Raw genomic sequence first — 11,410 nt, forward strand, 5'->3', positions numbered from 1 at the left:
GACGCCTGGAAAGCGCTTTCCTACATTGACGGTCACGTGGACGAGCATCCGCAGGGAGGCAACTGTGAGAAGCACGATCCTGGCCATGGCAGCAGCCGCACTGGCCCTGGCCTGCACCGTCGGAAGCGGGCCTGTGGCATCCGCCGCCGCCTGGCCGACGCCGAGCGGCCAGCAGCCCGTCAGCGCGACGATCAGCGTGTCGGGCACGCGCGACGGCGGCATGGTCCGCTACTACGGCACCGGACCCCTGGGCAGCGGCGGGCAGGAAGAGGGCCAGAGCCCGATCTTCAAGCTCGCCAACGGCGCGGTGCTGAAGAACGTCATCATCGGCGCACCGGCCGCCGACGGCATCCACTGCACAGGCACCTGCACCCTCCAGAACGTCTGGTGGGAGGACGTCGGCGAGGACGCCGCCACCTTCAAGGGAACCTCGTCGTCCCAGACGATGACGATCAACGGCGGCGGGGCCAGGTCGGCCAGCGACAAGGTCTTCCAGCACAACGGCCCCGGCACCATGTACATCAGGAACTTCCAGGTGCAGACCTTCGGCAAGCTCTACCGTTCCTGCGGAAACTGCTCCAGCCAGTACGCGCGGCACGTCGTGATCTCCAACGTCACCGCCACGTACTCGGGCAAGACGCTGGCCGGCATCAACACCAACTACGGCGACACCGCCAGGTACTCCGGCATCACGATCGTCGGCGACTCCGGCAAGAAGATCGTGATCTGCGAGAAGTACAAGGGCGTGACCAGCGGCGAACCCACCAAGATCGGCAGCGGCGCCGACGGCGTGAACTGCTTCTACTCCAGCTCGGACATCACCTACCGGTAACCCATCGGCGGGCGCGGCTCCCCGAAGCCGCGCCCGCCACCGCGTCAGGTGGCCACGGCATCACCGGGCCGCGCGGAAGGGACGGACGGCGCGGCCGGCTTTCTGCCGCGGCCGCTCAGCGTGATCATGATCGAGCCGAAGACCGCGGTGACGGCGAACACGGTGAAGCCCCAGCTCTGCGCGTGGTTGGCCAGCAGGACCCCGCCCAGCCAGGGGCCGAAGACCGCGCCGAAGCGGCCCATACCGGCGGTCCAGCCCAGGGCGGTGGCCCGGCTCTCGGTGGGGAACCGCCCGGCGACCGCCGCGTACACCATCGTCTGGGCGCTGAACAGCCACACGCCGGTGAGGAAGACGACGACGTAGGTGATCGGCAGCGGCATGCGGATGCCGAGCAGGAAGGTGCCGACGGCGGTGAGCGCGAACCACAGCGCGGAGACGCGGGTGGCGCCGAAGCGGTCGGCGATCCGGCCCGCGACGAGCATGCCCACGATGCCGCCGAGGTTGATGACGAGCAGGAAGCCGAGTGCGGAGCCGAGTTCGTAGCCATTGGCGCGCATCATGGTCGGCAGCCAGGTGTTCACGCCGTAGACCAGCAGCAGGCCGCCGAAGGAGGCGAGCCAGAACAGCAGGGTGGGCAGCCACAGCGAGTTCTGGAACAGGCCGCGCAGGCCGACCCAGCGGTCGGCGCGGGTGGCCGAGGCGTCCTGACTGGCCGGGAACTCGGCCAGATCAACCCCGTGCCTGCGGGCGAGCGCCTCGGCTTCGTCGCGGCGGCCACGGGTCACCAGGAAGCCCAGCGACTCGGGGAGGAACCGCGCGACGAGCGGCACCGCGATGATCAGCGGCACGACCCCCACCCAGTACAGCGAGCGCCACCCGAAGGGCGCCACCAGCCACAGGCTCAGCGCGGAGGCGAGGATGCCGCCCGCGTGGTGGGCGGTCATGAGCACGCCGATCATGAGGTTGCCGCGGCCGCGCGGGGCGTACTCGACGACCATGGCGATCGCGATCGGCAGCAGGCCGCCGAGACCGAGCCCGGCCAGGAGGCGGCCGAAGCCGAACACGCCGAGCGACGGCGCGGCGGCGCAGACGGCCGAGGCGATCGAGAACAGCGCGCAGCATCCGGCGATGACCTTCTTACGGCCCGCCCAGTCGGTGACGGTGCCCGCGGCGAGCGCGCCGACGAGCATGCCGAAGGTGGCATAGCTCCCGATCTCGCCGCCCTTCGCGGCGGTCAGGCCCAGGGTGGGGTCGTCGAGCATCTTCGGCAGTACGGCTCCGTACATGAACATGTCGAGCCCGTCGAAGAGCACGACCATCCAGCACAAGGCGATCACCAGGACGACGAGCCTGGTGGGCCGTCCCGAGGCGACGGCGGGTGGTGTGGAGGACATCCTGATTCCTCTCGGAAGGGGTTCCTGGCGGGCCGGCCGGTGCCGCCGACCGTAACTTGCCATAATCCTGTTGGCAATATGGCAAACAAGATTGTTGACATTTTTGTTGCCCTAGATTTAGCCTCGACACGCATGTACAGAGGAAGGGCGGCCGATGCCGTACGAAGACGGCCCGATCAGCGGTGAACAGGCGAAACAGCACGCGCTCACCGGCCTGCGCGAGGCCATCACGCGGGGCGACATGGCGCCCGCCCAGCGCCTGGTCGAAGGCGAGCTCGCGGAGCGGTTCGGGGTGACCCGAGGGAGCATCCGGGCGGCGCTGATCGACCTGACCGCCGAAGGGCTGGTGGAACGCGTTCACAACCGGGGCGCCCGGGTGCGGGTCGTCTCGGTCGAGGAGGCGGTCGCCATCACCGAGTGCCGGATGGTCCTCGAAGGGCTGTGCGCGGCCAAGGCGGCGGCACGGGCCACCGACGAGCAGCTGTCCGAGCTCGCGGCCCTGGGCCAGGCGATGGTCAAGGCGGTCGCCGACGGCGAGCCGCTGACGTACTCGGCGCTCAACCACGAGCTGCACGCCTACATCCGCGACATCTCCGGGCAGCAGGTCGCGGTCGAGTTGTTGCAACGGCTCAACGCCCAGCTGGTCCGGCACCGCTTCCAGCTCGCTCTGCGCCCCGGGCGTCCGCAGAAGTCCCTCAACGAGCATCTGGCGCTGATCGAGGCGATCCGCGCCCACGATCCGGCGGCGGCCCAGGTGGCCGCGCACGCCCACCTGGCCAGCGTCATCGAAGCCCTGCGCGAATGACGCCGTCCGCCGTCCGCCGTCCGCCGTCCGCCGTGCGTCGTGCGTCGTGCGTCGTGCGTCGTGCGCCGTGCGCCGTGCGCCGTGCGCCGTGCGCCGTGCGCCGTGCGCCGTTCGTCGTGCGCCGTTCGCCGTGCGCCGCCCGCCAGCCGACGACCGCCAGCCGACGACAGCTGGCCCGACCCCCACACACCGAGGAGAACGACAATGACCGACGACGGGAAGCCGGCAGCTCCCGCGCAGTCCACCCTGGTCATCAGCGCGCACGCCGGCGACTTCGTCTGGCGCGCGGGCGGGGCGATCGCCCTGGCCGCCGCGCGGGGCGAGAAGGTGACGATCGTGTGCCTGTCCTTCGGCGAACGCGGCGAGTCCGCGAAGGCCTGGCGCGAAGGCAGATCCCTCGACGAGATCAAACAGCTGCGGCGGGCTGAGGCCGAGCAGGCCGCCGCGACCCTGGGAGCCGGCATCCGCTTCCTGGACGCCGGTGACTACCCGCTGCGGGAGACGCCGGAGCTCACGGACGAGCTCGTAGGCGTCTACCGCGAGGTGGTGCCGACCGTGGTGCTCACGCATCCGCTGGAGGATCCGTACAACGGCGACCACCCCGCGGCCGCCCGGATGGCGCTGCAGGCCCGCGTCCTGGCTCAGGCGATCGGCTACCCGGCCTCGGGTGAGCCGCTCGGCGCGCCGCCGGTGTTCTTCTTCGAGCCGCACCAGCCGGAGATGTGCGGCTTCACCCCGCAGGTGCTGCTCGACATCACCGAGGTCTTCGACACCAAGCGCAAGGCGATGGAGTGCCTGCCCGCCCAGCGGCACATGTGGGACTACTACACCGACCTGGCCACGCGCCGCGGGGTGCAGCTCAAGCGCAATGCCGGGCCGAATCTGGGGCTGCCCCACACGACGTACGGCGAGGCGTACATGCGGCCTTACCCGCAGGTGACGGCGGTGCTGGCATGACCGGAGTGATCGTCACCGACCCGCCCAGGGCCGACGCCGCCGGGGTGGCGGCGCTGGCGGGGTTCGGGGTGGCCACCGTGCACGAGGCGCTGGGCCGTACGGGAAGTCTCGGTCCTGGGCTGCGGCCCATCCAGCAGGGCGTGCGTGTCAGCGGCACGGCGGTCACCGTCCTGTGCTGGCCCGGGGACAACCTCATGATTCACGCGGCGGTCGAGCAGTGCCGCGACGGGGACGTGCTGGTCGTCACCACCACTTCGCCGTCCACGGACGGGATGTTCGGGGAGCTGTTCGCCACGGCGCTGGGGCGGCGTGGCGTGCGCGGGCTGGTGATCGACGCCGGTGTACGGGACACGGCGGAGTTGCGTGCGATGGGGTTCCCCGTCTGGTCGGCGGCCGTGTGCGCGCAGGGCACGGTCAAGGCGACCGCGGGCTCGGTCAACGTGCCCGTGGTGGTCGGCGGGCAGGTGATCAGGCCCGGCGACGCGGTGCTCGCCGACGACGACGGGGTGATGTGCGTCCCGCGTGACCTCGTCGCCACGGCCGTGAAGGCGGCCGAGGCCAGGACGGCCAAGGAGGAGGCCGCCCGAGCGGCGTTCGCCGCCGGCGAGCTCGGCCTCGACCGCTACGGCCTGCGCGAGACGCTGGCGCGGCTGGGCGTGCGCTACGTGACGGCGGAGGAGTACGAACGCGAGGGGACGGCGCTGTGACGACCGCGAAGTGCGACTGCGAGAGGGCCGTGACGTGAGCTCCGGTGAGCGTGGCGTGCGCTGCATGCTGATGCGTGGTGGCACCTCCAAGGGAGCCTATTTCCTCGCCGAGGACCTGCCGGCGGACCGGGCGGCACGCGACGACCTGCTGCTGCGCGTCATGGGCAGCCCCGACCCGCGCCAGATCGACGGCCTGGGCGGTGCGCACCCGCTGACCAGCAAGGTGGCCGTCGTCTCCCGCTCCGCCGACGACGCCGCGGACGTCGACTACCTCTTCCTGCAGACGGGCGTCGAGACCGCCGAGGTCTCCGACCGGCAGAACTGCGGCAACCTCCTCGCCGGAGTGGGCCCGTTCGCCGTCGAACGCGGGCTGGTCCCGGCCGCCGACGGCGAGACCACCGTGCGGATCCGGATGCTCAACACCGGCGAACTGGCCACGGCGACCTTCCCGAGCCCCGGCCGGGTGGTGAGTTACGACGGTGAGACGGAGATCTCCGGCGTGCCGGGGACCGCCGCCGCCATCGTGATCGAGTTCCCCGGCGGCGCGGACCGGCAGCCGCTGCTGCCGACCGGAAACGCCCGCGACGACGTGGCCGGCGTCGAGGTGACGTGCGTGGACAACGGCATGCCGGTGGTCCTCATCCGGGCGGCCGACCTCGGTGTCACGGGCTACGAGAGCCCAGCCGAGTTGGAGGGCGACACCGCGCTCGCCGCCCGGCTGGGCGAGATCCGCCTCGCGGCGGGCAAGCTGATGGGCCTCGGCGACGTCCGGGACACGACCGTGCCCAAACTGACCCTGCTCGCGCCGCCCCGCGACGGCGGCGCCGTCTGCACCCGTACGTTCATCCCGATCCGCTGCCACACCTCCATCGGCGTGCTGGGAGCGGCGAGCGTCGCCGCCGGGCTGCTCGTCCCCGGCGGCACCGGCCGCGAGCTCGCCGTGCTCCCCGATGCCGGGGAGCGGCTGCGGGTCGAGCATCCGACGGGGTTCCTCGACGTCGAGACGGACGTCGCGCAGGGGCCGTCCGGCTCCCTTCATGCGGCCCGTACGGCCGTCGTCCGCACCGCCCGCAAGATCTTCGACGGCACGGTCCACCCGCGCCCGTCCGACACCTAGAAAGGCTCCTCATGGCCCCGCCTCTGGGGGACATCGCCCATCTCGGCCATGTCCAGCTCCTCACCCCCGACCCCGACCGCAGTCTGTGGTTCTTCACGCGGATGCTCGGCATGACCGAGAGCGGGCGCTCGGGCGACGCGGTCCACCTGCGTACCTGGGACGACTACGAGCACCACAGCCTCACGCTCATCGCCCACTCCACGTCCGGCATCCGCCGTACGGCGCTGCGGACGTCGAGCGAGGAGGCGCTGAACGCGCGGGTCAAGGCGCTGGAGAACGCCGGCCTGACCGGCGCGTGGGTGGAGGACGAGCCCGGGATCGGGCCCCTGTACGTCACCCGCGACCCCGACGGGCACGAGATCGCGCTCTACTGGGAGAGCGAGTGGTACCAGGCGCCGCCCGAGCTGCTCCCCGGGCTGAAGAACCAGCCGCAGGCCAAGCCGTGCCAGGGCGTCGGCGTGCGGCGGCTCGACCACGTCAACTTCCTGGCCGCCGAGGTCGCGCCCAACGCCGACTTCACGCACCGGCTGCTCGGGGCCAGGCCCACCGAGCAGATCGTGCTCGACACCGGCAGGCTCAGCGCGCAGTGGCTGACCTTCACCGACAAGTCGTACGACGTGGTCTACACCGAGGACTGGTCGGGCACGCGGGGACGCCTGCACCACGTCGCGTTCGCCACCGACAGCCGCGAGGACATCCTCCGCGCCGCCGACCTGTGCCTCGACAACGGCGTCCACATCGAGACCGGACCGCACAAGCACGCGATCCAGCAGACGTTCTTCCTGTACGTCTACGAGCCCGGCGGCAACCGCGTCGAGCTGTGCAACCCGCTCACCCGCCTGGTGCTCGCCCCCGACTGGCCGCTGATCACCTGGACGGAGGCGGAACGCGCCAAGGGACAAGCCTGGGGGCTGAAGACCATCGAGTCCTTCCACACACACGGCACCCCGCCGCTCGGCTGAAGGGCCCCGGGACAAGATCAACCCGTGAATCGGGCATTAACCGGCCCCGGTGATGCGCTACGTATCGTGAGATGCGCGAGTGGACACTGGTGGAGGTGTGATGCCCGAGATGACGATCAATGTCGCGGCGCTGAAGCGGCGCATGGGCCGAGTAGGGGTCTGGAACAGCACGCTCGGCGGCGAGCCGGCGTCGTTCGAGCGGGAGGCGGCCGCCGAGCTGGAGAGCCTGGGCTTCGGGACGCTGTGGGTGGGAGAGAGCCCGAAGGGTAAGGAGGCGCTGGCCCATGCGGCGATCCTGCTCGGCGCGACGGAGCGGATGCTGGTCGCCACCGGGATCGCCAACATCTGGGTCCGCGACGCCACCGCCGCCTCGAACGGGGCCAACGCCCTCGGGGAGGCGTTCGACGGCCGTTTCGTGCTCGGCTTGGGCGTGAGCCACGCGCCCTTGGTGTCGTCGAGGGGCCACGACTACCGCAGACCCGTGTCGGCGATGCGTGCCTATCTCGACGCCATGGACGCGACGGAGTACGACGGCCCGCGGCCGGACCCGGTCCCGCGGCTGCTGGGCGCCCTTCGCGGCAAGATGCTGGACCTGGCCGCGACGCGTACCCAGGGCGCGCACCCGTATTTCGTCACCCCCGAGCACACCGCCCGCGCCCGCGCGGTCCTCGGCCCCGATCCTGTGCTGGCCCCGGAGCAGACGGTCGTGCTCGACACCGACCCGGACCGGGCGCGGCGGACCGCCCGTCGTTTCATGTCCCTCTACCTCGCTCTGCCGAACTATACGAACAACCTGCGCGATCTGGGCTGGGACGACAAGGACTTCGTCAACGGCGGCAGCGACGCGCTGGTCGACGCCATCGTGGCGTGGGGCGACCCGGAGACGATCATCGAGCGGGTCCGCGCCCACCTCGACGCCGGCGCCGACCACGTCTGCGTCCAGCCGCTCGCCGAGACCGCCGGCGACATGCTGGAGCACCTGCGCGTCCTGGCCCGGAGCGACATGACCTCGGCCTGACACCGCCGGGGTCAGTCGCCGGCGGTCTCGTAGGTGAACGGGACGAAGCTGAGGCAGTCGAGACGCCCCTTGTACTCGGTGGAGAGCCCGGCCAGGACCATGGTCGCGCCCGGCGTGGCGGCGACGTTCGCCTGCGAGGTGACCAGGGCGGTGATGCCGGTGGAGTCCCAGAACGTCATGCCACTCAGGTCCAGGACGAGCCGGAGGGAGGCCGTGGTCGAGATCAGGGCCTGGACGGCGGCGATGACGTCGGAGGCGGTCCGCTGGTCGAGGTTCCCCGCCAGAGTCAGGGTGGTGCGGCCGTCGTGGTCGTCGCGGGTCAGCTCGAAGGTCGTGGGGACGGGATGGGGAAGGGCGAAGCCGGCGGTGACGACGGTGCCGTCGGGGCCACGGCTCACGGCGTGGCGGTCGCTGAGGCAGCGGGCCATCCACAGCCCGTGCCCGAACTCGTACGTCCAGCCGGGAGTCTCCTGCTCCGCGGATGTGGCGTCGCCGTCGATGACCTCGCACTGCAGCATGTCGTCCACGACGAGCAGGCGCACCCATCCCCTGCCGGAGCCGTAGAGGATGACGTTGCTGGCCAGCTCGTGCCCGATGAGCACCAGGTCCGCGGTGCGGCCCTCGGGCAGGCCGGCCTGGCTCGCGTGCGCCTCCAGCGTGGCCCGCAGCGCGTACATCGAGTCGCGGTCGAAGGGCTGCTCCACGAGGGTCACCGGCTCGACAGGCCGCTTCATGTCCCGCTGACCGTCCAGCCCGCCGGAGGGCGACGGCGGACGGCCGGGTGGCCGGCTAGCCATCATGAGCGGTCACCAAGCTGATTCCGGGCAACGTGGAAGCACCGAGCAGGAGGAATCGCGTGTGGGTCGCGGGGCTGCAGCGCAGCACGGTTCTGCGAGGTGTGGGCAGGCTACGGGCGGCATCTATGATCATGCGAGCGCAATACAGGTCGATGAACGACAATTCCGCCATGTTAATGGTGATGTCCCCGTCAACCCGGATGGATTCGCTCAAGGCCAGCCTGAGTGCGCTTTCGGCCGAGCGATCGATCTGCCCGGCCAGCCGGATCCCCGGCGGCGCGTACTGGCGGCAGATGCGCAGCAGCGCGTCGTGATGGTAGGTGGCCGCGGCGACCGTACGGGTGTGATATCCGGAGACCGAGGCGAGCGTGACCGGGTCGAAGCGTTCGCGGTCATACTGGCACAGCACCGCGGCGCTGCCACCCGACAGTGTGGTCGCGATCTCCTCCTCGAAGGCCGGCAACTGCTCGATGCCGCTCACGGGCTGTAATGCCCAACTCATGTCGAGCGCCACGCGTAGTCCCGGATAGCCTTCGCGCGCCGTGCGTGCTATCTGACCGTGCAGCCACCGCGTGGCGTGCTCCACGGTGAACGCCTGCCCGTCCAGCAGCCCGTCCTGGCAGGCCATGACCTTCATGCGCCCGGCCGCCGTGGCCTCCTGCGCGACCACGCCGCGCCGTCCCAGCTCCGCAAGGCCGCGCGCCGGCTCCTCCGCCAGCCAGACGACGCGCTGACCCTCGGCCAGCCCATCTCGTACGAAGGCCGTGGTGAGATCGAGCAGCTCCTCATGCTCGCCGAACGTCAGGCAGGCATGATCGTTGATCGTCAGATCCGTGATCTGCGTTTCAGCACCGATCGTCACCCACGCCACCTTCCCGATCGCGGCCACCTCCCGGAGCCCGCATCGCTGCGGAACTTAGAGTAGTGATCAACAGACTGCGGGGTATCCCGGATCCCTCGGCCCGCCCTACCGGTGTGGCATCTGCCCTATCTACACCGAGACACACACGATACGACGCCGCAGCTCAGCCCCGCCCGCCGGGCTCCATGACGAAACGGCCGACGGGCCCGCGGGTTAATGTCGGCCCGTGCATTCACTGTGTGAGAACGGGCGACCCAAGGGGGCGCTGTGAACACTTCCGCCGGCGACGGCTCAACGGGGCAGGCGGCCTACCGGCGCTCGGCGGGGTCGCCGCGCGGCGAGGCCAGGCGCCGGGAGCTCCTGGATCGCATCACCGACGACCTGGCGATCAACGGGCTCGTGGACTTCTCGCTGCGGCGCGCCGCGCGGGCGGCCGGGACCACGCACAAGGTGCTGCTCTACCACTTCGACGGAGCCGACGACCTGCTCAGGCAGGCGATCGTCCAACTGCGCGAACAACGCATCGGCAACGCGCTGGCCGTGACCACCCGCGAACCGGGCCGCCAGACGCTGGGGGCTTGGGTGCGCACCGTGTGGCCCGTCCTCATGCGGGCGGAGTCGGGGCTGCGGGTGCTCGATCAGGCCATCGGCCTGGCGATGTACGACCCCGGCCGCTACGGCTGGCTGGGCCGGGAGGCCTCGCGGCAGTACCTGCCCACGCTGGTGTCCATCTGCCCGGCGGACTGGCCGGAACAGCGCAAGGTCGAGGTCGCCGAGATGATCCTCGCGACGCTCCGGGGCTTCCTGGTGGAGTGGGCGACCAGCGGGGACACCTCGGGGATCGCCGCGGGGCTGGAGGCCCTGATCCGCGCGCTGGATCGGGAGGAGGCCGCCGGCGCATAGCCGCGTGGACAATTTGCGAACCAGGTGGTTCACTTTCCTCGAAGAGGGACGTCAACCACCTGGAGGTCGGCATGCGCATGTCCACGGAGCGGGAGAAGGTCCGCTTCACCAGCGGCGGCATCGAGTGCGTCGCCTGGCACTATCCGGGCACCAACGGCGCCTGCGTGATCATGGCCGGCGGCGGCGGGGTGACCAAGGAACCGGGCACCGACCCGTTCGCCAGGCGATTCCACGAGGCCGGCTACACGGTCCTCGCCTTCGACTACCGGCATCTCGGGGAGAGCGGCGGGCGGCCGCGCCAGATCGTGTCCGTCGGCCGCCAACTCGCCGACTGGCAGGCCGCGATCGCCTTCGCCGCGACCCTGCCGGGAGTCGACCCGGCCAGGCTCGCGATCTGGGGCTTCTCCCTGTCCGGCGGTCACGTCTTCCGCGTCGCCGCGCGCAACCCGCACCTGGCGGCGGCGATCGCCCAGACGCCGAACGCCGACGGTCCGGCCGCCGCGCGGGTCGCGTCGGGCCACCAGAGGCCGCTCACGCTGCTGCGTCTCACCGCCCTGAGCCTCCTCGACGCCATGGGCGCCTTGATCGGCCGCCGGCCCCTGCTGGTGCCGCTCGCCGGCCCGCCGGGGACCTTGGCGCTCCTCACCACGCCGGACTCCGTCGACGGCGACCGGGCGCTCAACCCGGGCAACCGGTATCCCGGCTGGCAGCAGGCGATCGCCGTCCGCTCCATGCTGGGGATCGCCATGTACCGGCCCGGCCGCTTCGCCTCCCGGACCCGGCGCCCGCTGCTGGTCCTCGTGTGCGACCAGGATCAGAGCGCTCTGGCCGAGCCCGCCGCCGCGGCGGCGGATCGAGCGCCCCGCGGAGAGCTGGTCCGGATGCCCGGCGGGCACTACGAGCCCTTCCTGGACGGGCACGAGCAGGCCGTCGACGCCGAACTGTCCTTCCTGCGCCGCCACCTCCTCGATCATCAGCCGGCGAACGGCCCCGCCGCCACCGGCATGGCGCACCCTGAGTGACGATCTACGACTCAGGGTAAGTGGCGGGTCGAAC

The 11,410-nt window shown here is 71.1% G+C and carries 12 protein-coding genes; 9 read left to right on the forward strand and 3 right to left on the reverse strand.

The genetic code is table 11. The annotated features are described in order from the left end of the window. Nucleotides 1–64: 64 nt before the first annotated feature. Nucleotides 65–832 carry a pectate lyase gene (locus KME78_RS49140; protein ID WP_308127418.1) on the forward strand — a complete coding sequence of 256 codons (768 nt, stop codon included), beginning with the start codon at nt 65–67 and terminating at the stop codon, nt 830–832. 44 nt (nt 833–876) lie between these two features. On the opposite strand, the gene KME78_RS49145 is transcribed toward KME78_RS49140, so the two are convergent. Then, nucleotides 877–2,226, reverse strand: a complete 1,350-nt coding sequence (locus tag KME78_RS49145) for an MFS transporter (RefSeq protein WP_219536893.1) — start codon at nt 2,224–2,226, stop codon at nt 877–879. Between the two features lie 154 nt (nt 2,227–2,380). Here KME78_RS49145 and KME78_RS49150 point away from each other — a divergent pair, with 154 nt between their 5' ends. The 6 genes from KME78_RS49150 (at nt 2,381) to KME78_RS49175 (ending at nt 7,792) form a co-directional block, all read left to right on the forward strand. Beyond that, complete coding sequence (locus KME78_RS49150; protein WP_219536894.1) at nt 2,381–3,031, forward strand: GntR family transcriptional regulator; 651 nt, start codon at nt 2,381–2,383, stop codon at nt 3,029–3,031. Nucleotides 3,032–3,235: 204 nt separating this feature from the next. Then, a complete protein-coding gene (locus KME78_RS49155; RefSeq protein WP_219536895.1) occupies nt 3,236–3,988 on the forward strand; it encodes a PIG-L deacetylase family protein in 753 nt (250 codons plus the stop codon). Beyond that, nucleotides 3,985–4,695, forward strand: a complete 711-nt coding sequence (locus KME78_RS49160; protein ID WP_219536896.1) for a 4-carboxy-4-hydroxy-2-oxoadipate aldolase/oxaloacetate decarboxylase — start codon at nt 3,985–3,987, stop codon at nt 4,693–4,695. Before KME78_RS49155 ends, KME78_RS49160 begins: the two co-directional genes overlap by 4 nt. Before the next feature lie 64 nt (nt 4,696–4,759). Continuing rightward, nucleotides 4,760–5,812, forward strand: coding sequence for a 4-oxalomesaconate tautomerase (locus tag KME78_RS49165; RefSeq protein WP_219536897.1), 1,053 nt, complete (start codon nt 4,760–4,762; stop codon nt 5,810–5,812). 11 nt (nt 5,813–5,823) lie between these two features. After that, nucleotides 5,824–6,774, forward strand: coding sequence for a catechol 2,3-dioxygenase (locus tag KME78_RS49170; RefSeq protein ID WP_219536898.1), 951 nt, complete (start codon nt 5,824–5,826; stop codon nt 6,772–6,774). Between the two features lie 100 nt (nt 6,775–6,874). Beyond that, on the forward strand, nt 6,875–7,792 hold the full coding sequence (locus tag KME78_RS49175; protein ID WP_246653611.1) for an LLM class F420-dependent oxidoreductase: 918 nt from the start codon (nt 6,875–6,877) through the stop codon (nt 7,790–7,792). Nucleotides 7,793–7,803: 11 nt separating this feature from the next. Here KME78_RS49175 and KME78_RS49180 read toward each other — a convergent pair whose 3' ends face one another. Further along, nucleotides 7,804–8,526, reverse strand: a complete 723-nt coding sequence (locus KME78_RS49180; RefSeq protein WP_219536899.1) for an STAS domain-containing protein — start codon at nt 8,524–8,526, stop codon at nt 7,804–7,806. A gap of 55 nt (nt 8,527–8,581) precedes the next feature. After that, nucleotides 8,582–9,451 carry an MEDS domain-containing protein gene (locus KME78_RS49185; protein WP_219536900.1) on the reverse strand — a complete coding sequence of 290 codons (870 nt, stop codon included), beginning with the start codon at nt 9,449–9,451 and terminating at the stop codon, nt 8,582–8,584. Between the two features lie 267 nt (nt 9,452–9,718). Here KME78_RS49185 and KME78_RS49190 point away from each other — a divergent pair, with 267 nt between their 5' ends. Continuing rightward, nucleotides 9,719–10,354: a TetR/AcrR family transcriptional regulator gene (locus KME78_RS49190; protein ID WP_219536901.1), complete on the forward strand. Its 636-nt coding sequence runs from the start codon at nt 9,719–9,721 to the stop codon at nt 10,352–10,354. Between the two features lie 71 nt (nt 10,355–10,425). Further along, entirely contained in the window at nt 10,426–11,376 is a 951-nt protein-coding gene (locus tag KME78_RS49195) for an alpha/beta hydrolase (RefSeq protein WP_219536902.1), read from the forward strand. The last annotated feature ends 34 nt before the right edge of the window (nt 11,377–11,410 follow it).

The organism is Nonomuraea guangzhouensis (genome assembly GCF_019396345.1).
Lineage (GTDB): Bacteria > Actinomycetota > Actinomycetes > Streptosporangiales > Streptosporangiaceae > Nonomuraea > Nonomuraea guangzhouensis.